This window comes from Klebsiella sp. K47 (assembly GCF_051858335.1).
GTDB lineage: Bacteria > Pseudomonadota > Gammaproteobacteria > Enterobacterales > Enterobacteriaceae > Klebsiella > Klebsiella pneumoniae.
The window spans coordinates 36,351-59,752 of record NZ_JBPYUI010000022.1 but is presented as its reverse complement, the minus strand read 5'-3'; the positions used below and the strand labels follow the sequence as shown (position 1 = coordinate 59,752).

The 23,402-nt window shown below is 59.2% G+C and carries 21 protein-coding genes; 12 read left to right on the top strand and 9 right to left on the bottom strand.

Annotated elements, in window-relative coordinates:
- Positions 1-136: 136 nt before the first annotated feature.
- Complete coding sequence (gene fieF, locus RRF55_RS19825; RefSeq protein ID WP_002882907.1) at positions 137-1,039, bottom strand: CDF family cation-efflux transporter FieF; 903 nt, start codon at positions 1,037-1,039, stop codon at positions 137-139.
- A 158-nt stretch (positions 1,040-1,197) separates the two neighbouring features.
- A complete protein-coding gene (cpxP, locus tag RRF55_RS19820; RefSeq protein WP_004178004.1) occupies positions 1,198-1,701 on the bottom strand; it encodes a cell-envelope stress modulator CpxP in 504 nt (167 codons plus the stop codon).
- Positions 1,702-1,850: 149 nt separating this feature from the next.
- Here cpxP and cpxR point away from each other — a divergent pair, with 149 nt between their 5' ends.
- Together cpxR and cpxA are read left to right on the top strand one after the other, a co-directional pair.
- Positions 1,851-2,549 (top strand): envelope stress response regulator transcription factor CpxR, encoded by a 699-nt coding sequence (gene cpxR / locus RRF55_RS19815; RefSeq protein ID WP_002882901.1) that lies wholly within the window; start codon positions 1,851-1,853, stop codon positions 2,547-2,549.
- A complete protein-coding gene (gene cpxA, locus RRF55_RS19810) occupies positions 2,546-3,919 on the top strand; it encodes an envelope stress sensor histidine kinase CpxA (protein ID WP_002882898.1) in 1,374 nt (457 codons plus the stop codon). Before cpxR ends, cpxA begins: the two co-directional genes overlap by 4 nt.
- Before the next feature lie 66 nt (positions 3,920-3,985).
- On the opposite strand, the gene yiiM is transcribed toward cpxA, so the two are convergent.
- Together yiiM and sodA are read right to left on the bottom strand one after the other, a co-directional pair.
- Positions 3,986-4,660, bottom strand: coding sequence for a 6-hydroxyaminopurine reductase (yiiM, locus tag RRF55_RS19805; RefSeq protein ID WP_004181626.1), 675 nt, complete (start codon positions 4,658-4,660; stop codon positions 3,986-3,988).
- A 72-nt stretch (positions 4,661-4,732) separates the two neighbouring features.
- Positions 4,733-5,353, bottom strand: coding sequence for a superoxide dismutase [Mn] (sodA, locus tag RRF55_RS19800; protein WP_002882894.1), 621 nt, complete (start codon positions 5,351-5,353; stop codon positions 4,733-4,735).
- Between the two features lie 289 nt (positions 5,354-5,642).
- On the opposite strand from sodA, the gene rhaT reads away from it, so the two are divergent.
- On the top strand, positions 5,643-6,677 hold the full coding sequence (gene rhaT / locus RRF55_RS19795; protein WP_020953285.1) for an L-rhamnose/proton symporter RhaT: 1,035 nt from the start codon (positions 5,643-5,645) through the stop codon (positions 6,675-6,677).
- A 32-nt stretch (positions 6,678-6,709) separates the two neighbouring features.
- Here rhaT and rhaR read toward each other — a convergent pair whose 3' ends face one another.
- Together rhaR and rhaS (RRF55_RS19785) are read right to left on the bottom strand one after the other, a co-directional pair.
- Positions 6,710-7,555, bottom strand: coding sequence for an HTH-type transcriptional activator RhaR (gene rhaR, locus RRF55_RS19790; RefSeq protein WP_002882891.1), 846 nt, complete (start codon positions 7,553-7,555; stop codon positions 6,710-6,712).
- Between the two features lie 73 nt (positions 7,556-7,628).
- On the bottom strand, positions 7,629-8,465 hold the full coding sequence (rhaS, locus tag RRF55_RS19785; RefSeq protein WP_004178008.1) for an HTH-type transcriptional activator RhaS: 837 nt from the start codon (positions 8,463-8,465) through the stop codon (positions 7,629-7,631).
- 310 nt (positions 8,466-8,775) lie between these two features.
- Here rhaS (RRF55_RS19785) and rhaB point away from each other — a divergent pair, with 310 nt between their 5' ends.
- From rhaB to rhaM, 9 genes are all read left to right on the top strand, one after another.
- On the top strand, positions 8,776-10,242 hold the full coding sequence (gene rhaB / locus RRF55_RS19780; RefSeq protein WP_040182683.1) for a rhamnulokinase: 1,467 nt from the start codon (positions 8,776-8,778) through the stop codon (positions 10,240-10,242).
- Positions 10,239-11,498: an L-rhamnose isomerase gene (rhaA, locus tag RRF55_RS19775; RefSeq protein WP_032433728.1), complete on the top strand. Its 1,260-nt coding sequence runs from the start codon at positions 10,239-10,241 to the stop codon at positions 11,496-11,498. Before rhaB ends, rhaA begins: the two co-directional genes overlap by 4 nt.
- 149 nt (positions 11,499-11,647) lie before the next feature.
- A complete protein-coding gene (gene rhaD, locus RRF55_RS19770; RefSeq protein ID WP_002882882.1) occupies positions 11,648-12,478 on the top strand; it encodes a rhamnulose-1-phosphate aldolase in 831 nt (276 codons plus the stop codon).
- Between the two features lie 81 nt (positions 12,479-12,559).
- A complete protein-coding gene (gene rhaS / locus RRF55_RS19765; protein ID WP_002882880.1) occupies positions 12,560-13,546 on the top strand; it encodes a rhamnose ABC transporter substrate-binding protein in 987 nt (328 codons plus the stop codon).
- A 145-nt stretch (positions 13,547-13,691) separates the two neighbouring features.
- On the top strand, positions 13,692-15,203 hold the full coding sequence (locus RRF55_RS19760) for a sugar ABC transporter ATP-binding protein (RefSeq protein ID WP_004151860.1): 1,512 nt from the start codon (positions 13,692-13,694) through the stop codon (positions 15,201-15,203).
- Positions 15,200-16,207 carry an ABC transporter permease gene (locus RRF55_RS19755; protein WP_004220853.1) on the top strand — a complete coding sequence of 336 codons (1,008 nt, stop codon included), beginning with the start codon at positions 15,200-15,202 and terminating at the stop codon, positions 16,205-16,207. Before RRF55_RS19760 ends, RRF55_RS19755 begins: the two co-directional genes overlap by 4 nt.
- Entirely contained in the window at positions 16,204-17,208 is a 1,005-nt protein-coding gene (locus RRF55_RS19750; protein WP_002882873.1) for an ABC transporter permease, read from the top strand. The genes RRF55_RS19755 and RRF55_RS19750 overlap by 4 nt, the downstream gene beginning before the upstream one ends.
- An 89-nt stretch (positions 17,209-17,297) precedes the next feature.
- Positions 17,298-18,446, top strand: a complete 1,149-nt coding sequence (fucO, locus tag RRF55_RS19745; protein WP_064153641.1) for a lactaldehyde reductase — start codon at positions 17,298-17,300, stop codon at positions 18,444-18,446.
- Positions 18,443-18,757 carry an L-rhamnose mutarotase gene (rhaM, locus tag RRF55_RS19740; RefSeq protein WP_002882870.1) on the top strand — a complete coding sequence of 105 codons (315 nt, stop codon included), beginning with the start codon at positions 18,443-18,445 and terminating at the stop codon, positions 18,755-18,757. Before fucO ends, rhaM begins: the two co-directional genes overlap by 4 nt.
- 37 nt (positions 18,758-18,794) lie before the next feature.
- Here rhaM and RRF55_RS19735 read toward each other — a convergent pair whose 3' ends face one another.
- From RRF55_RS19735 to RRF55_RS19725, 3 genes are all read right to left on the bottom strand, one after another.
- Positions 18,795-20,060: an MFS transporter gene (locus tag RRF55_RS19735; protein WP_002882868.1), complete on the bottom strand. Its 1,266-nt coding sequence runs from the start codon at positions 20,058-20,060 to the stop codon at positions 18,795-18,797.
- Positions 20,061-20,101: 41 nt separating this feature from the next.
- A complete protein-coding gene (locus RRF55_RS19730; protein WP_439419157.1) occupies positions 20,102-22,225 on the bottom strand; it encodes an alpha-galactosidase in 2,124 nt (707 codons plus the stop codon).
- A gap of 115 nt (positions 22,226-22,340) precedes the next feature.
- Positions 22,341-23,336: a substrate-binding domain-containing protein gene (locus tag RRF55_RS19725; protein ID WP_004146243.1), complete on the bottom strand. Its 996-nt coding sequence runs from the start codon at positions 23,334-23,336 to the stop codon at positions 22,341-22,343.
- Positions 23,337-23,402: the final 66 nt, after the last annotated feature.

Sequence of the window (23,402 nt, the reverse complement as noted above, 5' to 3'; positions counted from 1 at the left end):
GGAGTGCACGACGCTAATGACAATAGTATATCAAACGCCTCAAGCTGAATTGATTCAGGTCAGACCAAACGGCGGTAATTTATACAAAAAATGCCGATCTGCCCCACATTTTTACATCGAGTTTACAGACTATAACCTAACGCTCAAAAAAGCCCTGCTGCGCCGCTGGCACCACAGAGCTGGGATCCTGATGGATAATGACATCGGACCCCGGGAAACGGCGCAGAATCGCCTGCTCCACCTGGTCTGCAATCACGTGGGCTTGCACCAGCGGGAGGTTATCTTCCATTTCCAAATGAATCTGAATAAAGCGGGTCGGCCCTGACTGCCGCGTTCGTAGATCGTGCGCCCCGCGGATGCCGGGCCATGCGGTCACGATGGTGATAATGTCCTGACGCTCCTCGTCAGGCAAGGCGCGGTCGAGTAGTGACTGAACCGCCTCATAGCCCATCCGCAGCGCGCTATATAAAATATAGATGCCAATCCCCAGGGCAAACAACGCGTCGGCGCGATGCCAGCCGTACCAGGATAGGCCCAGCGCCACCAGAATGGCGCCGTTCATCATAACATCAGACTGATAATGAAGCATATCCGCCCGCACCGCCTGGCTCTGAGTTTTTCGCACCACCCAGCGCTGGAAAGTCACCAGCGCCAGCGTACTAACGAGGGCGATCAATGTGACGACGACCCCGACGCCGGCGGCCTGCAGCGGCTCCGGACGCACCAGGTGCTGAATGCCGGTGAGAAACAGGAACAGCGCCGAGCCGGAGATAAACATGCTTTGCGCCAGCGCCGCCAGCGACTCCGCTTTGCCATGACCAAAGGTATGTTCTTCATCAGCAGGCTGTAGCGAATAGCGAACCACCAGCAGGTTGGTCAGCGAGGCGGCAATGTCCACCAGCGAATCCACCAGCGCAGCCAGAATACTGACAGAACCGGTATACCACCACGCAAAAATTTTGATCAAAAGTAACGCGGAGGCCATAGCCGTCGCGGCGATAGCGGCGCGACTGACCAACCGGCCATAAGATTGATTCATATAGGCTCCTTCTCCTGCAATGCGCTTAGTATAACCCGAACTTGTGACGCTCACGGGATAGGCGAAGGAGTTGATTTACCGTAAAAAGGGCAAAAAAAACCCCCACATCATGTGGGGGAAGACAGGGATGGTGTCTATGGCAAGGAAAACAGGGTTTGTTACTGGGGTTGCAGGGTGTTGCTACTACTCGAAAGCATCATCGCTGAGCCTTTCTGCATCCTTGCAACCTCACGCAACTGATCCATACGCTGCTGGTGCTTAGCATTTAAAACCGCTTGCTGCTCTGGCGTAAGCAGGTGGTACATCTGGTTGCGAACCTTAGCCATCTCGACCTGGCGGGCAACCTGTTCCTGCGCCATCTTTTCTGCCTGAGCGCGCACAGCGTTTTCATCAAAATTTTCTGCGGTGACAAGGCGATGCATTGTCTCCATTTCGCTAACATTAACGGGGAGCCTGTCGTGGCGTGCCCGTTGCATAAGATCCCGTAACTGCTGACGTTGCTGCTCGGTTAAACTTATGCCGTCAAACATATGGCTTTGGCTACCGCGCTGTCCCCCTTCGTCTCCGGGGAGCCAGTTAACGCTGGTAACGACTTCAGCGGCCTGGCTATATGCACTTAGCGCCAGCGTTGAGGCCATGACGGCAGCGATAACATTGCGCATCACATACTCCCAAAACGTTTGTGTCGCGATTCAACGAGAGACAGTCTACGATTCAGGCTGCAAACATGCGTCAGGGGGTGTAAAACAACGTAAAGTCATGGATTAGCGGGCCTTGATGACGTAATTTCTGCCTCGGAGGTATTTAAACAATGAATAAAATCCTGTTAGTTGATGATGACCGGGAGCTCACCTCCCTGTTAAAAGAGCTGCTCGATATGGAAGGTTTTAACGTGCTGGTGGCCCATGATGGGGAACAGGCGCTGGCCCTTCTGGACGACAGCGTTGATTTATTGCTGCTCGACGTGATGATGCCGAAGAAAAACGGTATCGATACGCTGAAAGAGCTGCGTCAGACACACCAGACTCCGGTTATCATGCTAACAGCGCGCGGAAGCGAGCTGGATCGCGTTCTCGGCCTCGAGCTGGGCGCGGATGACTATTTGCCTAAGCCATTCAACGATCGCGAGCTGGTGGCCCGTATACGCGCGATTCTGCGCCGTTCCCACTGGAGCGAGCAGCAGCAGACGACCGAAGCCGGCTCACCAACCCTGGAAGTGGATGCCTTAAGCCTCAATCCGGGCCGCCAGGAAGCCAATTTCGATGGCCAGACGCTGGAGCTCACCGGCACCGAGTTCACCCTGCTCTATCTGTTAGCGCAGCATCTCGGTCAGGTAGTCTCCCGTGAGCATTTAAGCCAGGAAGTGTTAGGCAAGCGCCTGACGCCGTTCGACCGCGCCATCGATATGCATATTTCCAACCTGCGGCGTAAGCTGCCGGAGCGCAAAGATGGCCATCCGTGGTTTAAAACGCTGCGTGGCCGCGGGTATCTGATGGTTTCCGCTTCATGATTGGAAGTTTGACTGCACGCATCTTCGCCATCTTCTGGCTCACGCTGGCGCTGGTGTTGATGCTGGTGCTGATGTTGCCCAAACTGGATTCCCGGCAGATGACCGAGCTGCTGGAAAGCGAGCAGCGTCAGGGCATCATGATCGAGCAGCACGTCGAGGCCGAGCTGGCCAACGATCCGCCAAACGACCTGATGTGGTGGCGTCGTTTGTTTCGCGCCATCGATAAATGGGCGCCTCCGGGACAACGCCTGCTGCTGGTGACCAGCGAAGGCCGCGTGATCGGCGCAGAACGCAACGAAATGCAGATCATTCGTAACTTTATCGGCCAGGCCGATAACGCCGATCATCCGCAGAAAAAACGCTATGGCCGCCTGGAAATGGTGGGCCCGTTTTCCGTCCGGGACGGGGAGGATAACTATCAGCTCTATCTGATTCGTCCCGCCAGCACCTCACAATCCGACTTTATCAACCTGCTGTTTGACCGGCCGCTGCTGCTGCTGATCGTCACGATGCTGGTCAGCGCCCCGCTGCTGCTGTGGCTGGCGTGGAGCCTGGCGAAACCGGCGCGTAAGCTGAAAAATGCCGCCGATGAAGTCGCCCAGGGCAACCTGCGCCAGCATCCGGAGCTGGAAGCCGGGCCGCAGGAGTTTTTAGCCGCCGGCGCCAGCTTTAACCAAATGGTGACGGCCCTGGAGCGGATGATGACCAGCCAGCAACGGCTACTGTCCGATATCTCGCACGAGCTGCGCACGCCGCTTACGCGCCTGCAGCTGGGCACCGCCCTGCTGCGCCGCCGCAGCGGAGAGAGCAAGGAGCTGGAGCGTATCGAAACCGAAGCGCACCGGCTGGACAGCATGATCAACGACCTGCTGGTGATGTCGCGCAATCAGGCGAAAAACGCCCTGGTCAGCGAGACGGTGAAAGCCAATCAGCTATGGAACGAAGTGTTGGACAATGCGGCGTTTGAAGCCGAGCAGATGGGGAAATCTTTCACCGTTGAGTATCCGCCGGGCCCATGGCCGCTGTACGGTAACCCCAATGCGCTGGAAAGCGCGCTGGAGAATATCGTGCGCAACGCCCTGCGCTACTCGCATACGAAAATTTCCGTCAGCTTCTCGGTGGATAAAGACGGGATTACGGTTAACGTCGATGACGACGGCCCGGGAGTCAGCCCGGAGGATCGCGAACAGATTTTCCGGCCATTCTACCGGACCGACGAGGCGCGCGACCGCGAGTCCGGCGGCACCGGCCTGGGGCTGGCGATTGTCGAAACCGCTATTCAGCAGCACCGCGGCTGGGTGAAGGCCGACGACAGCCCGCTGGGTGGTCTGCGTTTAACAATCTGGCTGCCGCTGTATAAACGAACCTGACGCCGACCCGGCCTGCGCTGTGCGGCGCTGCGCCGGGAGCATCCCGGGAATACTTAATATGGGGGATTATTTCCCCCATAATCTCCGCGAACTATCCTCTATCTTGCCGCTTAAACGCCGTTTCTGCATCGTTCGGCTCCAGCTAACAGACAGGCCCGCTGCCGACAATAAGCGGTGGTACTGATCATCATCAAACGGCATCTGCCAGGCAATCGCCCCGGCCTCATGAACGCTGACATCACTCAGCCGGGAAACCAGCTCGAGCGGCGCATCGCTGGAAACTTGCCCTCCGGCAATCACCCGGTACAGCCAGCCGGTTTTTCCGCTGTTTTGCATCAGCTGCGCCATATCATTGATCGCAAAATGAAAGTTGAGCTTGAAGCACGGCGATCGCGGCTGGGTGACCTGGATCAGCGCCTCGCCCCAGCGAAAAATATCGCCGATATAAACGTTTTGCTCGGTAAGCCCGGTGGTGGAGAGGTTTTCGCCGAACGCCGGCGCGCAGAACCGCTCGGCCTGCTGGGGGAAGTCACGGATCCAGTCGGCATAGTGTTCACGCGGATAATGACACAGCGCGCGGTCCGGCCCGCCGTGGATTTTCTTCTCCGCCTGCTGGTCCCCATTGAGACCGAGATCGCCGAGCTGCAATTCTCCGTCGACCTGGATTTTGCCGATCGCGCTGGGGCGACTGCCCGCGTAGTCCCTGATTTTGCCGACAAAGACATTCACCGGATAATGCATGGCTGCTCTCCTTGCTACAGATATAAAAAAAGCGAGTCATCAGACTCGCTTCTCTTTTAGCGCAATGCAACCTTATTTTTTGGCGGCAAAACGCGCTGCAGCTTCGTCCCAGTTCACTACGTCCCAGAAGGCTTTGATGTAGTCCGGGCGGCGGTTCTGGAATTTCAGGTAGTAAGCGTGTTCCCAGACGTCCAGGCCGATAATCGGGAAGCCGGAAGCGCCGGAAATGGCTTCGCCCATCAGCGGGGAATCCTGGTTGGCGGTGGAGACAACGGCCAGTTTGTCACCTTTCAGGACCAGCCACGCCCAGCCGGAGCCGAAACGGGTAGCAGCGGCTTTTTCGAATTCCGCTTTGAAGTTCTCCACGGAACCGAAATCGCGCTCGATAGCCGCTTTCAGGTCGCCCTGCAGGGTGGTACCGGTTTTCAGGCCTTTCCAGAACAGGCTGTGGTTCGCGTGGCCGCCGGCGTTGTTACGCAGTACGGTTTTTTTGTCAGCCGGCAGCTGATCCAGCTTGGTAATCAGCTCTTCAGCGGACAGGTTAGCGAACTCCGGCAGGCTTTCCAGCGCGGCGTTGGCATTGTTCACGTAGGTCTGGTGGTGTTTAGTGTGATGGATCTCCATCGTCTGCTTGTCGAAGTGCGGTTCCAGAGCATCGTAAGCGTAAGGCAGGGATGGCAGGGTATAGCTCATAATCATCTCCATTATTGTCGAGCGGCTCAAGTGTTAACGCCGCGTAAGCAGTTTGTCCATTATAGTTAATTAAATGGTATTGAAAATGCTTATCAATGCCGTATTTTTCATATGGATATAACCAGAAGAAATACCCGTCGTTTTGTGATGTAGAACAACTAATTAAGCCCATGGTTGCCAGGGTTCGCCATCCTGTGGCAACGTCCTGAAGGCGGCCAAAGCGGCCAATTTTTACACTCATCCCATCGGAAGCCGCCGTCTCCGATAAAAAAAGATGAGGATAAAATCAATGAACCACGCGATTACGATGGGTATTTTTTGGCATTTGATAGGGGCCGCCAGTGCCGCCTGTTTCTATGCCCCGTTCAAGAAAGTAAAACACTGGTCGTGGGAAACCATGTGGTCGGTCGGGGGGATCGTCTCCTGGCTGATTCTGCCCTGGGCCATCAGCGCCACGCTGTTACCCGACTTCTGGGCCTACTACCGCTCTTTTAGCGCCTCCACGCTGCTGCCGGTCTTTCTGTTCGGCGCCATGTGGGGCATTGGTAATATCAACTATGGCCTGACCATGCGCTATCTTGGCATGTCGATGGGGATTGGCATCGCCATTGGCATCACGCTGATTGTCGGCACGCTGATGACGCCGATTATTAACGGTCAGTTTGCAGTGCTGATGCGCACCCAGGGCGGTCAAATGACGCTGCTCGGCGTGCTGGTGGCGGTGATTGGCGTCGGCATCGTCACCCGCGCAGGCCAGCTGAAAGAGCGCAAAATGGGCATCAAAGCCGAAGAGTTCAATCTGAAGAAAGGGCTTCTGCTGGCGGTAATGTGCGGTATCTTCTCCGCAGGGATGTCGTTCGCGATGAACGCCGCCAAACCGATGCATGATGCCGCCGCGGCGCTCGGCGTCGACCCGCTGTACGCAGCGCTGCCAAGCTACGTGGTGATTATGGGCGGCGGGGCGCTGGTTAACCTTGGCTTCTGCTTTATTCGTCTGGCGAAAGTGAAGAACCTGTCAGTCAAAGCCGATTTCTCGCTGGCCAAACCGCTTATCATCAGCAACCTTCTGCTCTCCGCCCTCGGCGGTCTGATGTGGTATCTCCAGTTCTTCTTCTATGCCTGGGGCCACGCCAGCATTCCGGCGCAGTATGATTATATGAGCTGGATGCTGCACATGAGTTTCTACGTGCTGTGCGGCGGTGTGGTGGGTCTGGTGCTGAAGGAGTGGAACAACGCCGGCCGTCGTCCGGTGAGCGTCCTGAGCCTCGGCTGCGTGGTGATTATCATCGCCGCCAATATCGTCGGTCTGGGAATGGCCAGTTAATCACCGGATCATCTGCCTGACAACGACGCTCTTCAGGCGGCGGCGCGACTGCGCTGCCGCCATTGCCCCGGTGACATGCCGATTTCCCGGCTAAAAACCACCGAAAAGTAGTTACTGTCCTCAAAGCCGCACTGCATGGCGATATCGCCGATTAAGCGCTCGGTATGCTGCAGCAGATACTGCGCATGGCAGATCCGCAGCTGGCGTAAATAGTGATTGATGGTCATCCCGGTTTGCTGGCGAAACTGCTGGCGAAGCGCCCGCTCGCTGCCGCCCTCCTGCTCGCAGAAACGCTCCAGAACAAAGGGGCGGCTAAGGCTGGCCGCCAGCGCGGCCAGCAGTTTGTCCAGCAGCGCTTCGCGCTGCGTCGCCGCGGGATCATCCGTCGCGTAGCGATGGCGCTGCAACGTCAGCGCCAGCTGGGCAAAAAGCAGTTCGGCCATCGCATTTCCCTGCGCGTCGCGCCGGGCGCACTCATGCTCAAGCTGGCTAATCACCTGGCGCGCCTGCGCCATACCTGTGCTGCCCATGCGCCAGTGGGGCTTCCACGGCGTGCCGAAGAGGCCAGGGATCGCCCCGGCCCAGTCAAAATTGAGCTGCAGCCGCTCCGGGCAATAGATGATGTTCTGCAGAACCAGATCGTTAACGGAAGCATAGGAGTGTTTATCTTCGGCGCGAATGTAGAACAGATCGCCGCGGGTAATGCGCCAGGGGCGATCGTTAAGGACGTGCAGCCCGTTGCCTCGCCACACCAGCACCAGCTCGCAGAACTCATGGGTATGTTCGGCAAAGACATTTTGCGGGTAGCGGTCTGCCACCGCCACTGCCTGTGTGGCGGAAGGGAAAAACTCCTCTTTACGTAAAATCAGACCGGCCACGGCTCACACTCCAAACGCGGATAACGGCGCATTATTCGCGTTTTTAGTCTGCAATACGTTGACTCTTCTCGCGTTACTGAAGAATGGCGTCGCGCCCCTGGCGGATATCGCGCGGCGACCAGTCGAACTCCCGGCGAAAAAGCGTCGAAAAGTGGTTACTGTCGCCGAAGCCGCAGCGATAAGCGATATCAGTCACGCTTTCATCGCTGTGGCGCAGCAGGTGGCGGGCTTTCATCAGGCGCACCCGATTAAGATAGCGCTGTGGCGTCAGACCGGTCTGCTGCTTCAGCTGGCGGTGCAGCGTACGCAGCGACAGCGAAAACTGCGCCGCCACCTCCTCCCAGCAGATCTCCTGCGCAAAATGGTCTTCGAGCCAGGCCAACAGCTGATTCAGCCGCGCATCGTTGTTGGTGGCCTCTTCCGCAAGGCTGCTTTTACGTAACAGCACCAGCAGCTGCATAAACAGGATCTCACGGCTGGCGACGGCATGAGTATCCGTTTCGCTCCCCACGGCCTCGATCTGCGCCACGATATGCCGCACCTGTTGCAGGACGGTTTGATTCACCCGCCAGTGCGAGGGGTAGTTTCCTTCCTGTTCCTGGGGCAGTAGTTGACTGACCCCGGCGAGAAAGCGAAACGCATCCGGCGCGCGATAGAGCACATTGGTCAGACACAGATTATCCGTGTGCTCGTAAAGATGGCGGTCGTGATCGCGGATAAAACAGACCGAACCGCCGCCAATGGTGTAGGGCTGGCCATTGAAGACGTGAATACCCGATCCCTGCTCCACGATAACTATTTCATGGAAATCATGGTGATGTTCCGGAAAGGCCGACTGAGGGAGGCGGGGTTCAATAGCCACCGTCGAGATCCCGGCCTTAAAGAAATCCGTACTGTGCAATATGGTCATGATGCCACCCTCGTAATGAGAAAAATTATCAGTCACCGGCTGATAGTAATGAAGGGTTGGCTATCCGGCCTTCAATTTTTGACCGCGAAATTCGTAAATCCTGCCGCTTTTTCAAGAATCAGCCGGAAAGATGCGGAACTGCGGAGGCCATCACATCCCCCTCGCCATCCCCTAAAACCGCAAACTGTGATGTCCCTCACGGTCACCTTTGCTTTCTTGCCAGCGGCCAGTTTTGGCTGTCCGTAGCGAGAAGGTGTCAGTAAACGGCCTTTTTTAGACTGCGGACAATGATTTTAAGAAGGATCGTTTCATGAGTATTCGTCATTGTGTCGCTGTCGATTTAGGCGCCTCCAGCGGGCGGGTGATGCTCGCCAGCTATCAGCCCGGGCCGCGCGCCCTGACGCTGCGCGAAATTCATCGCTTCACCAATAGTCTGCAGAAAGTAGACGGCTTCGACTGCTGGGATGTAGATAGCCTGGAAGGCGAGATCCGCCGCGGGCTGGAGAAAGTGTGTGAGCAGGGCATTCTGATAGACAGTATCGGCATCGATACCTGGGGGGTAGATTATGTCCTGCTGGATAAGCAGGGTCAGCGCGTCGGGCTGCCGATTTCCTATCGTGACGACCGCACCCAGGGCCTGCTGCGTCACGCTGAAGCGCAGCTGGGCCGGGCGGAAATCTATCGCCGCAGCGGCATTCAGTTTTTGCCGTTTAACACGCTTTATCAGCTGCGCGCGCTGGTGGAGCAGCAGCCGGAGCTGGTCAGTCAGGCTGCCCATGCCCTGCTGATCCCCGACTATTTCAGCTTCCGCCTGACCGGCAATCTGAACTGGGAATATACCAACGCCACCACCACCCAGCTGGTCAATATTAACAGCGATAGCTGGGATGAGACGCTACTGAACTGGACCGGCGCGCCGTTGGCGTGGTTCGGAAAGCCGACCCACCCCGGCAATGTGATAGGCCACTGGATCTGCCCGCAGGGTAACCGAATTCCGGTAGTCGCTGTCGCCAGCCACGACACCGCCAGCGCGGTGATCGCCTCCCCGCTGGCCGACCGCCATGCCGCCTATCTCTCCTCCGGCACCTGGTCGCTGATGGGGTTTGAAAGCCTGACGCCGTACACCTGCGACGCGGCGCTGCAGGCCAATATCACCAACGAAGGCGGAGCCGAAGGCCGCTATCGGGTGCTGAAAAATATCATGGGCCTGTGGCTGCTGCAGCGGGTGCTAAAAGAGCAAAACGTCAGCGACCTGCAGGGGCTGATCGCCCGCACCGCCGCGCTACCGGCGTGCCGCTTCATAATTGACTGCAACGATGACCGCTTTATCAACCCGGCCAGTATGAGCGCCGAGATCCAGGCCGCCTGTCGCAACGCCGGGCAGCCGGTTCCTGAAAGCGATGCCGAACTGGCGCGCTGCATTTTCGACAGCCTGGCGCTGCTCTACGCCCGGGTGCTTAACGAGCTGGCGGCGCTGCGCGGCCACCCCTTCAGCCAGCTGCATATCGTCGGCGGCGGCTGTCAGAACACGCTGCTCAACCAGCTGTGCGCTGACGCCTGCGGGATCGCCGTCGTGGCCGGCCCGATAGAGGCCTCCACCCTCGGCAATATCGGCATCCAGTTAATGACCCTCGACGAGCTGGCCAATGTCGATGAGTTTCGTCAGGTAGTGCGCGGCAACGCGGCGCTCACCACTTTTACCCCCAATCCTGATAGTGAAATTGCCCGTTTCGTGGCGCAGTTTCAGCCACAACAGACCAAGGAGCTTTGCGCATGACCACTCAACTTGAACAAGCCTGGGAAATTGCTAAGCAGCGCTACGCCGCCGTCGGCGTGGATGTCGAGGAGGCCCTGCGCCAGCTGGACCGTCTGCCCGTCTCCATGCACTGCTGGCAGGGTGACGACGTCGCCGGTTTCGAAAACCCGGCGGGAAGCCTGACCGGCGGTATCCAGGCGACCGGCAACTACCCGGGCAAAGCGCGCAATGCAGAAGAACTCCGCGCCGACCTTGAGCAGGCGCTGAGCCTGATCCCGGGGCCAAAGCGTCTCAATCTGCACGCTATTTACCTGGAATCCGACGCGCCGGTAGCGCGCAATGAGATTAAGCCGGAGCACTTTAAAAACTGGGTTACGTGGGCGAAAGCCAACAAACTGGGGCTGGATTTCAACCCCTCCTGCTTCTCGCATCCGCTGAGCGCCGACGGCTTTACCCTGTCGCACGCCAACGATGAGATCCGCCAGTTCTGGATCGACCACTGCAAAGCCAGCCGCCGCGTATCCGCTTATTTTGGCGAACAGCTGGGCACGCCGTCGGTGATGAATATCTGGGTGCCGGACGGCATGAAGGATATAACCGTTGACCGCTTCGCCCCGCGCCAGCGGCTGCTGAACGCCCTTGATGAGGTGATCAGCGAGAAGCTCGACCCGGCGCACCATATCGACGCCGTGGAGAGCAAGCTGTTCGGCATCGGCGCCGAAAGCTACACCGTCGGCTCCAACGAGTTCTATATGGGTTACGCCACCAGCCGTCAGACGGCGCTGTGCCTCGATGCCGGCCACTTCCATCCGACGGAAGTGATTTCCGACAAGATCTCCGCCGCCATGCTCTACATCCCGCACCTGCTGCTGCACGTCAGCCGCCCGGTGCGCTGGGACAGCGACCACGTGGTGCTGCTGGATGATGAAACCCAGGCCATCGCCAGCGAAATCATTCGCCATAACCTGTTTGACCGCGTGCACATCGGCCTCGACTTCTTCGATGCCTCCATCAACCGCATCGCGGCCTGGGTGATTGGCACCCGCAATATGAAAAAAGCGCTGCTGCGCGCCCTGCTGGAACCGACCGCCCAGCTGCGCCAGCTGGAGAACGACGGCGATTACACCGCCCGCCTGGCGCTGCTCGAAGAGCAAAAATCGCTGCCGTGGCAGGCCATCTGGGAGATGTACTGTCAGCGTCACGACACGCCGGCGGGCAGCCAGTGGCTGGACAGCGTACGGGCTTATGAGAATGCGGTTCTGAGCCAGCGCGGGTAATGCACGGGCTTCCCCGGGTCGCGGCTGACGCCTTACCCGGGCTACGAACCGGTAGCCCGGATAAGCCGTTTACGGCGCAATCCGGGGGCACGCACATATTTTGGGTGAGGGGGTCAACCCCGCACCGAATCAACAGGAAAGACAAGACTATGCAGACCATTATCGACGCCTGGTTCGTCCAGGGCATGATCAAAGCCACCTCCGACGCCTGGCTGAAAGGCTGGGACGAACGCAACGGCGGCAACCTGACGCTGCGTCTGGATGAAGCGGATATCGAACCTTACGCGGCGGATTTCCACGCCAAACCGCGCTATATCGCCCTCAGCCAGCCGATGCCAACCCTGGCCAACCAGCCGTTTATCGTCACCGGCTCCGGCAAATTCTTCCGTAACGTCCAGCTCGACCCGGCCGCTAACCTCGGCGTGGTGAAGGTCGACAGCGACGGCGCGGGATACCATATCCTGTGGGGCCTGACGGAGGATGCCGTCCCGACCTCCGAGCTGCCGGCACACTTCCTGTCGCACAGCGAGCGCATCAAACTGACCGGCGGCAAAGACCGGGTGATCATGCACTGCCATGCCACCAACCTGATCGCCCTGACCTATGTTCTGGAGAACCACAGCGATCTTTTCACCCGTAAGCTGTGGGAAGGTAGCACCGAATGTCTGGTGGTCTTCCCGGATGGCGTCGGCATTCTGCCGTGGATGGTGCCGGGCACCGATGAAATCGGCCAGGCGACCGCCGAAACCATGCAAAAACACTCGCTGGTGCTGTGGCCGTTCCACGGCGTCTTCGGCAGCGGCCCCACGCTGGATGAGACCTTCGGCCTGATCGATACCGCCGAGAAGTCCGCCGAAGTGCTGGTGAAAGTCTTGTCGATGGGCGGGATGAAGCAGACCATCACCCGCGACGAGCTTATCGCCCTTGGCAAACGCTTCAACGTGCAGCCGCTGCAGTCCGCTTTAGATCTTTATCCATAACAACATCGCGCCCCGCTCACCGAGACGGGGCGAAATATCACCTGCAAACCCTACAAAACTAACTCATGTGGAGTAAAAGCAATGAAAACAAAGACAAGCTTGATCCTCACCGTTGCCGCCCTGGCGTTGTCCGGTTCCGCCTTAGCCGAAGTTAAAATCGCCCTTGTGGCGAAATCGCTGGGAAATGGCTTCTTCGAAGCCGCCAACGTTGGCGCCCAACAGGCAGCCAAGGAGTTAGGTGATGTCAAAGTGATCTACACCGGCCCGACCACTACCACCGCCGAGGCGCAGATCGACGTGCTGAACGGGTTGATCGCCCAGGGGGTGGATGCGATCGCCATTTCCGCCAACGATCCGGACGCGGTGGTGCCGGTGCTGAAAAAAGCGATGCAGCGCGGCATCAAGGTGGTCTCATGGGACTCCGGCGTGGCGCCGGCAGGCCGTCAGATCCATCTTAACCCCTCAAATAACGCCTTAATTGGCGAAACCAACGTCAAGCTTGCCGCCGATGCGCTGCAGGCGCTGAACGTTGAGAAAGGCGAGGTGGCCGTGTTAAGCGCCACCCCAACCTCCACGAACCAGAACATCTGGATTGAGGAGATGAAAAAGGTGCTACCGCAGTATCCGTCGGTGCAGCTGGTCACCGTCGCCTACGGTGACGATCTGTCGGATAAAAGCTACCGCGAAGCGGTGGGTCTGCTGAAATCATATCCGGACCTGAAAGTCATTGTCTCGCCGTCGTCGGTGGGGATTGTTGCCGCCGCGCAGGCGGTGAAGGACCAGGGCAAAATCGGCAAAGTGTATGTCACCGGGCTGGGGCTGCCGTCGGAAATGGCCGGCGCGATCAAGTCCGGCGCCAGCAAAAGCTTCGCCATCTGGAACCCGATTGACCTGGGCTACGCCGCCACCTATCTGGCCGACGATTTAGTCAAAGGCACGGCGACCAAAACCGAAGCCAGTATGGGCAAGCTGGGCAAAGTGAAGCTGGACGCCGAGGGGAATGGCGCGATGGCCAAGCCGTTTGTCTACGATGCGAGCAACATCGATAAGTTCTCGAAAATTTTCTAATCCTTGTTCCCTCACCCCGGCCCTCTCCCGGAGGGAGAGGGGGAACGGCTGGCCCTCTGCGCGATGCGGCCAGCGGACGCCGGACCGTTCCCTCGCCCCTGTGGGGGAGGGTTAGGGTGAGGGGTGATTTTTGTGGAGAACTATCATGTCAGCATCAACGCCACTGCTGTCGCTGAAGGGGATCACCAAAATTTTTCCCGGTGTGCGCGCCCTTGAGAACGTGCAGCTTGATCTCTGGCCCGGCAAAGTGACCGCCTTAATCGGCGAAAACGGCGCGGGGAAATCCACGCTGGTCAAAGTGATGACCGGTATTTATCAGCCCGAAGAGGGCGAGATCCTCTATAAAGCGATCCCCATTCATCTGCCAACGCCGGAGTCGGCGCATAAGGTAGGGATCACCGCCATTCACCAGGAAACCGTGCTGTTTGACGAACTCTCGGTCAGCGAAAACATTTTCGTCGGCCAGTATCTGTATAAGGGACTGCTCAAAACGCTCGACTGGCCGGCGATGCACCGCAGAGCCAACGAGATCCTCACCCGGCTGGAAGTCCAGATCGACCCGCGAGCCACGCTGAAAACCCTCAGCATCGCCCAGCGTCACATGGTGGCGATTGCCCGGGCGCTGGCTTTCGACGCCCAGGTGGTGATCCTCGATGAGCCGACCGCCGCGCTTTCCCAGCATGAAATCCTCGAGTTTTATCACATCGTTGAGCGTCTGAAGCAGGACGGCAAAGCGATCCTGTTTATCTCGCATAAGTTCGATGAAATCTTCGAGCTGGCCGATTATTACACCATCCTGCGCGATGGGGTGTACGTCAGCTCCGGGGCGATAAGCGACATCACCGAAGAGCGGATGGTGTCGATGATGGTGGGCCGGGCGATCAGCCAAACCTACCCGAAAGTCGACTGCACACCCGGAGAAACGGTGCTGGAGGTGACCGATCTCTGTCATCCTACCGAGTTTGCCCATATCAGCTTCCGCCTGCGCAAGGGAGAAATTCTCGGCTTTTACGGCCTGGTGGGCGCCGGACGCACCGAGCTGATGCAGGCGCTCTCCGGTGTCTCGCGCCCCTCCTCCGGCGAGATCCGCCTGAACGGCAGAACCATGCGCTTTCACCAGCCCGCCGACGCCATCCGCGCGGGCATCGTCTGCGTGCCGGAAGAGCGGCAGAAACAGGGAGCGATCATCGCCCTGCCTATCGCCCAGAACATCAGTTTACCGCAGCTCAGCAAGCTCAACCCTAACGGCGTCCTGAACGACGCCCGGGAATGGCGGCTGGCCGACGAGTACGCCTCGCGCCTGCAGGTAAAAGCCTTCAGCTGGCGGCAGCCGGTGGAGACCCTCTCCGGCGGCAACCAGCAGAAAGTGGTGATTGGCAAATGGCTGGCGACCCAGCCCGAAGTGATCATTCTCGATGAGCCGACCAAAGGCATCGATATCGGCTCAAAGGCCGCCGTGCATCAGTTTATGTCCGAGCTGGTCAGCCAGGGGCTGGCGGTGATTATGGTGTCGTCAGAGCTGCCGGAAGTGATGGGCATGGCCGACCGGATTATCGTAATGCACGAAGGGCAGATGGTCGCCGAGTACCGGGCCGGGGAAGCGACGGCGGAAACCATCGTTAGCGCCGCTAGCGGCATCGGCCAGGAGGCGGCATGATGGGACACGCATGGCTGAAACATCGCGAAGCGCTGCTGGCGGTGGTCATTATTTTGATGATCGGCGCCATCGGCAGCCGGGCGCCGTCGTTCGTTTCACCGGGCAATCTGGTGGAGATGTTTAACGATACCGCCATCCTTATCATCCTCGCCCTCGGCCAGATGATGGTGTTGCTCACCAAAGGCATTGATCTGTCGATGGCCGCCAACCTGGCGCTGACCGGGATGATCGTCGCCCTGCTTAACGCCCACTATCCGGGTATTCCGGTGGTAGCGCTGCTGGCGCTGGCGACTCTGCTGGGCCTGCTGATGGGAGTAATTAACGGCCTGCTGGTCTGGCGCCTCGGCATTCCCGCCATTGTGGTGACCCTGGGCACCATGAGCATTTATCGCGGCATTATCTTCCTGCTGACTGACGGCGGCTGGGTTAACTCACATCAGATGAGCGCTGATTTTCTCAGTCTGCCGCGCAGCCCCCTCCTGGGGCTGCCGCTACTGAGCTGGTGCGCCATCGCCGCGCTGCTGCTGGTGGGTTATTTCCTGCGCTACAGCCGCACCGGCCGGGCCTTATACACCGCGGGCGGCAACGCGACGGCGGCATACTACACCGGCATTAACGCCGGAAAAATGCAGTTCGTCAGCTTCTGTCTCTCCGGCGCGCTGGCCGGCTTCTGCGGCTATCTGTGGATCTCGCGCTTCGCCGTCGCCTATGTCGACGTCGCCAACGGTTTTGAACTCCAGGTGGTCGCTGCCTGCGTGATCGGCGGTATCAGCACCATGGGCGGAAGCGGACGGGTGCTGGGCTGCCTGTGCGGCGCGCTGTTCCTCGGGGTCATCAATAACGCCCTGCCGGTGATCGGCATCTCGCCCTTCTGGCAAATGGCGATTTCCGGGGCGGTGATCGTCATGGCGGTGCTGCTCAACGAGCGCGGCAATCGCGGTCACGGGCGGTTAATCCTGCGCAACGCGGCGTTAGCCAGACAGAAACAGGCGGTGAAATCATGAGCAAAATGATGGTATCTGAAGAGATGAAAAACGCCCCGGCCGCGCCGTCGCCGCTGCGCCGCCTGCTGTGCTGGGAAGGGTTTTTACTGGCGGTCACCCTGGCGGTATTTATCGGCAACGCCGTGGCTTCCCCGTACTTCCTCAATATCTGGAACCTGTCGGACGCCACCTTTACCTTTACCGAGAAGGCGATCGTCGTCCTGCCGATGGCGATGCTGATTATCGCCCGGGAAATCGATCTGTCGGTAGCCTCGACGATGGCTCTCAGCTCAACGGTGATGGGCTTCTGCGCGGCAGCGGGGATGGACACTCCGCTGCTGGTGGTCATCGGCCTGGGCGTAGGTCTGCTGTGCGGCCTGTTCAACGGCTTGCTGGTGACCCGCTTTAACCTGTCGTCCATTGTGATCACCATCGGCACCATGAGCCTGTATCGCGGCATCACCTATATCCTGTTGGGCGATCAGGCACTCAACCACTATCCGGAGAGCTTTGCCTGGTTCGGCCAGGGGTACGTGTGGGGGGCGCTCTCTTTTGAGTTTGCGCTGTTTATCCTCCTCGCGGCCGCCTTCACCTTCCTGCTGCATAAAACCAACTTTGGTCGCCGGACCTACGCCATCGGCAATAACCCGACCGGCGCCTGGTTCTCCGGGATTAACGTTAAGCGTCATAACCTGGTGCTGTTCGCGCTGGTTGGGCTGATGGCCGGGCTGGCGGCGGTCCTGCTGACCTCACGGCTCGGCAGTACCCGCCCCACCCTGGCGATGGGCTGGGAGCTGGCGGTTGTCACCATGGCGGTGCTCGGCGGCGTCAATATTCTCGGCGGCTCCGGCAGCATGCCCGGGGTGATCATCGCCGCCTTTCTGATGGGGCTGGTGACCTTCGGCCTGAGCCTGCTGAACGTCCCCGGCATCGTGATGTCGGTGATTATCGGCGCCATGCTGATCGTGGTGATCTCCCTGCCGATTATTACCCGGCGGATGATGCAGCGAAGACGATGTTAATTTCCCCCTCACCTTGGCCCCCTCCCTGCGGGAGAGGGTCGGGGTGAGGGGAAACGGATTTCCCAAAATCAACATTAAGGAGAATTATCATGAGTTTTATGTTGGCACTACCTAAAATCAGCCTCCACGGCGCAGGCGCGATCGGTGATATGGTCAAGCTGGTAGCGGGCAAACAGTGGGGCAAGGCGCTGATCGTCACCGACGGTCAGCTGGTGAAGCTGGGCCTGCTGGACAGCCTGTTCGCCGCGCTGGATGAACAGCAGATGGCTTATCAGCTATTTGACGAGGTATTCCCCAACCCCACCGAAGCGCTGGTGCAGCAAGGCTATGCGGCTTACCAGGCGGCCCGCTGCGATTACCTGATCGCCTTCGGCGGCGGTAGCCCGATTGATACCGCCAAAGCGATAAAAATCCTCACCGCCAACCCAGGCCCCTCCACCGCCTACTCCGGCGTCGGCAAAGTGAAAAACGCTGGCGTGCCGCTGGTGGCCATTAATACCACCGCCGGCACGGCGGCGGAGATGACCAGCAACGCGGTAATTATCGATAGCGAGCGGCAGGTGAAAGAGGTGATTATCGACCCGAACCTGATCCCGGATATCGCCGTCGACGACGCCAGCGTGATGCTCGACATTCCGCCAGCCGTTACCGCCGCCACCGGCATGGATGCCCTGACCCACGCCATCGAGGCCTTTGTCTCCGTTGGCGCCCATCCGCTGACCGACGCCAACGCCCTCGAGGCCATTCGTCTGATTAACCTGTGGCTGCCGAAAGCGGTAGACGATGGGCACGATCTGCAGGCCCGCGAGCAGATGGCCTTTGGCCAGTATCTGGCGGGCATGGCGTTCAACAGCGCCGGTCTCGGGCTGGTACATGCCCTGGCCCATCAGCCTGGCGCCACCCACAACCTGCCGCACGGGGTATGCAACGCCATCCTGCTGCCGATCATCGAAAACTTTAACCGCCCGAACGCGGTGGCGCGCTTTGCCCGCGTGGCGCAGGCGATGGGCGTCGATACTCGCGGCATGAGCGATGAAGCTGCCAGCATGGAGGCCATCAATACCATCCGCACGCTGAGCAAACGCGTAGGGATCCCCCAGGGTTTTAGCCAGCTTGGCGTCAGCAAAGCCGATATCGAAGGCTGGCTGGATAAAGCGCTGGCCGACCCATGCGCGCCGTGTAACCCGCGCCCCGCCAGCCGCGATGAGGTTCGCGAGCTCTATCTGGAGGCCTTATGATCCGTAAAGCCTTCGTCATGCAGGTGAACCCCGACGCGCACGAGGAGTACCAGCGCCGCCATAACCCCATCTGGCCGGAGCTGGAGGCAGTGTTGAAGGATCACGGCGCGCACCACTACGCCATTTATCTCGATAAAGAACGCCATCTCCTGTTCGCGACGGTGGAGATTGAATCGGAAGCCCGCTGGGAAGCGGTCGCCAGCACGGAAGTATGCCAGCGTTGGTGGAAATACATGCGCGAGGTGATGCCCAGCAACCCGGACAACAGCCCGCTGAGCGCGGAGCTCAAAGAAGTGTTTTATCTGGCGTAAAAATAACTGGCCTCCCTCCAGACGGGAGGCCGGTCGTTTAAACGGTCATTGCATTATCGCGCAGCGGCTCGGTTTTCGTCTTACCCGCTAACGTAAACGCGGAGATTAAGGTGACGGTCAGGGCAATACCGCCGAGGATCATATAGGTATCCTGAAAGCCGATCCGATCGTACATATTGCCGGCGAAAGCGGAGAGAAAGATCGCCGCCACCTGCTTGGCGAACTGGAAGCCCACCAGATAAATGGTCGCCGACAGCCGGACGTCAAACACGCCGGTGATGTATTTAAAGGCGCCCACCAGCAGGAACGGCACCTCCAGCGCATGGAGCATTTTCAACGCTACGACTTCCGCGGCGGTGGTGGCGAAGGAAGAGCCAATCATTCTTGCCGCCATCACCATCCCGGCGATCAGCAGGGTATTCTTCGCTCCGATACGGTTAATAATCCACGGCGAGCTGAACATAATGATGGCGTTACATATTTCTCCCGCGGTGGTGGCGAAACCAAAGGCGCGGGTGCCCGCTTCCGGGGTCGCGAAGAACGATTTGAAGAAAGTGGCGAACTGCTGATCGAAAACGTCATACACGCAGGCCACGCCGATAACATACAGAATAAACATCCACATCTTACGCTGGCGGAACATGCGCACCGCCGTTTTTAAATCGATCGCCGGGCGATTGGCGCCGAGCGAGTCCATTACCTGCGCGGACTGACTGGCCTGCGGTTTGGCGATGGCCACCAGCACCACCAGCAGCAGCGCGGCGGCTGACCCCATCCAGAACACCCATTCGGGATTAATGCTGAACAGCATTCCGGCGGTAGTCGCGCACAGCGCCCATCCCAGGCAGCCAAAGGTGCGCGCCTTGCCGTATTCAAACCCGCTGTTGCGGCTTACCCGTTCGATATAGGCCTCCATCGCGCCGGCGCCTGCGGAGAATGCAAAGCCGATATAGGCGCCGCCGCTCAGCGCCCCGAGCCAGATATTGGTTTTCAGCAGCGGAGCGAAAACATAAAGGAAGAAGGGAGCAATCAGCACCAGCAGAACGGTCACGATCCACATCAGGTGTTTTTTCAGCCCCAGCTTGTCAGAGATCACTCCGAGGATCGGCTGGAAACAGATGGCGAACAGCGACAGGCTGGAGAAAACGAGGCCGGTTTCGGTTTTATTCAGGCCGATGACGTCCGACAGCCAGATCGGCAGAAACGGAAAGCAGGTGGCCATGATGAAGAAGTAGAGAAAGAAGAACAGCCCGAAAATCCAGAAGTTGGGGTTGTTTTTGTGGGTACAGACGGTCGGGTTCATTATATTTTCCTCAAGAAGGGCCGCAGCGCGGCCCGATACCATCACACGCGTTGCAGACCAATCAGAATGGCGCTTTCCGGGTCGAGGATGGGCAGCGCCAGCCCCGCCTGCTGCAGCCACTCACCGCTCACCGTCTGCGGCGTCGTCATCCATGCCGGTAGCTTCCGCATGGTGTGGCCGCCCTCGCCGGTGATCTGAATGTTCGGATGATCGAGGAGCGTCACCTGATAGCGGGCGCTCGCCTCCAGGCCCGCCAGGCGCAGCGGCGCCATCAGGGTGTAGTCCGGCATCGCCAGCTGGCTGACGAGGAAGATCGCCTGCGCTTTATCCGGGCTGACGACGCCATGGGCAAGGGTGGTGGCGTCCGGCATATCTATTCGCCACTGCACGCCGTGATGGATCACGTCGCGCCACTGTTTATGCAGGGCCGCATATTTTCGGTATCCGGCGCGCTCTTCTTCATCAGCGCTCACCGGATCCAGCTCAAGGCCCATATGACCGAACAGCGCCGTCAGGCCGCGGAAGGCGATACTATGCTGGCGGAAGGTGGCATGACAGTGGCGATTGCCAATGTGCGCGCCCATTACCTCGGGTGGAAAGAAGTAGCTCATGCCGCGCTGGATGGTGTTGCGCTCAAGGGCGTCATTGTTGTCAGACGCCCAGAAGCGATGGCTGCGTTTGAGGACTTCATAATCGATCCGTCCGCCGCCGGAGGAGCAGGATTCAAATTCAATGTGCGGGAAACGGGCCACCAGCGTATCCAGCAGGCGGTAGAACTGGCGCGTTTGCGCGTCCGCAGCGGCGCGTCCCTGATGCCCAGGCTGCACCAACTCGCGGTTCATATCCCACTTCACGTAGTCCACCGCATGCTCGCCCAGCAGCCAGCTCATCCGCTCCAGCAGATAATCAAACGCTTCGGGAATGTTGAGGTTCAGGACAAACTGATGGCGGCCGGTCAGCGGGGTATAGCCCGGCAGCGCCAGCACCCAGTCCGGGTGCGCCCGGTACAGATCGGAATCCGGGTTAATCATTTCCGGCTCCACCCAGATACCGAATTCCATACCCAGAGACTTCACGTGATCGATAACCGGCGTCAGGCCGTAGGGGTATTTTTTCTCATCGAGATACCAGTCGCCAAGCGCCGCCCAGTCGTCGTTGCGCCCTTTAAACCAGCCGTCATCGATAATAAAGCGCTCGACGCCCAGGGCCGCCGCTTCGTCGGCCATACGCATGATGTAGTCCGGGTCGTGGTCGAAATAGATCCCCTCCCAGGTGTTGAGATGCACCGGGCGCGGTTTGTTGCCCGGGAAACGAATAATCCGTTCGCGCAGATAACGATGGAACTGCTGGCTCATGCCGTTCAGCCCATTCGCCGAGTAGCTGGCATACAGGTACGGCGTCCACAAGGTTTCCCCTTCCGCCAGCGCCATTTCGCCCGGCAGATAGAGCGCCTCGGCCTGCAGATAGCGACGGCCATCGGTTTTCACCTCCGCCCGCAGGCGATGGTTACCGCTCCAGGCCAGATGCACGCCCCAGACTTCACCCTGCATCTCGCTAAAGGCGCGGCTGCCGGTGATCAGGGCCGGGAAATGTTGGTGAGAGGTGCGCCCGCGGCGGTTCTCCAGCACAAAGCTGTCGTGCTCCAGCGTCAGGCGATGAGGCTGAAACTCGCGGATCCAGCGGCCATGGAAAGCCATCACCTCGCGAGCGCGTTCGGCGACCGGCAATGTGACCGCCAGGCGATCCACCTGCCATGGGCTGACGCGCAGATTGGTCACGCCATGGCGCACGCTCAGCACGCCGCTGGCATCCAACGCGATCTCGCTCTGCAGGCGCAGGCCGGCCTGCGGATCTTCGCTGACCAGGGTCAGCGTCTGGCCCTCGTGCCGCACTTCGCTGGTGGTGAACAGCGGAGAGGCATCCAGCCCCTGACGATGGCCTTCAATGCCCGGCGCGCCAAACAGACCATGGCCCAGCTCCGCCATTAAGGTCACTGGCGAATCGACATCCAGTCTGCCGTTGGCGACCGGGCGCGTCAGGCTGTCGGCATCCTGCGGCGAAAAGTGGCTTAAATGCGGTCCCCAGTAGACAATTTCGGCGAAAGGGCGGGTTTTAATCACAACATCGGCACCGGCGCTTTGCAGGTGAATCAGCGAATCAGACATCAGACATCTCCATTACAAGGAATGTCTTACTGTTGATCCGAAACGTTTCGGATGCCAACCAAAACGTTTCGGATCCGTGATCGGCTTCAGAATTACGGGTTAAAAAGGGGTAAGATCAGGCGGTTTCACCCGGGAAAAATTCCGGCTGCCATAGCACCTGCAGCGTGGCGAGATCCTCCCCGGCGATTAAGCGACGCACCATATCAGCAATCTGCCTTCCCACGCCCTGGCGCGTGGACTGGATCACCGCGGCGACATCGGTCTCAATGATGCTGTCCTGCGGCAGCCCGTCGTATACCACCAGGGCGACGCGGTTGTCGCCGGTTAAACGCCCCAGGTGGGCGAGCGCCATCGCGGCGCCATCGCCATGGGTGTTGCAGTCGGTGATAATCGCGGTAGGCGGCTCAGGCAGACGCAGCAGCTCCAGCGTGGCCTGATAGCCGCCGCGGCGCGTCGCCGGCACGCTACGCAGCCATGCATCGGATAACCCCGCCTCGCGCAGGGCATCGAGGTAGCCGTTACGCCTTTGCAAAATAAACGCCTGATTGTTGTTCTCGCCCAGCAGAGCGATACGCTGGTGGCCCTGTTGAATCAGATGGCGGGTGGCGCGGCAGGTGCCGGCATAGTTATCGAAATCAAACCAGGCGTAGGGCTGCGCCAGGCGGCTACGGCCGAGCGCCAGAAACGGAAAGCCGGAGGCCTGCAGCTGCGCCAGCCGCGGATCGTCATCCAGAGTATGGGCCACGATTAATGCATCGACGCGACGGCCCTGCACCATGCGCATATAGCCATGTTTATCCGCCTGCTCATCATCGGCGATCAGCAACAAATCAATGTCATGGCGCGCCAGCTCATGGCTGATCTCCCCGACCATCTCGAGAAAAACGTTATTGTTGAGCGGCGCGGGGCGGACAGGAAAGACGAGACCAACGGCATCGATGGTGCCCATTTTCAGGCGGCGGGCGAAAGTGTTGGGGCGATAGCCCCGGCGCTGCGCTTCAGCCTCAACCCGGGCGCGGGTCTCCTGCGACACATCGTCGTAGCCGTTCAACGCCCGGCTGACGGTCGTGACGGAGATCCCAAGTTGTTTGGCAATGGCTTTCAGCGACATAAAAATCCCTGTTTTCGCATAGGAAAGCTAGTTTCCCGCAATATGGCTATGACGTCCAGCGAGCGC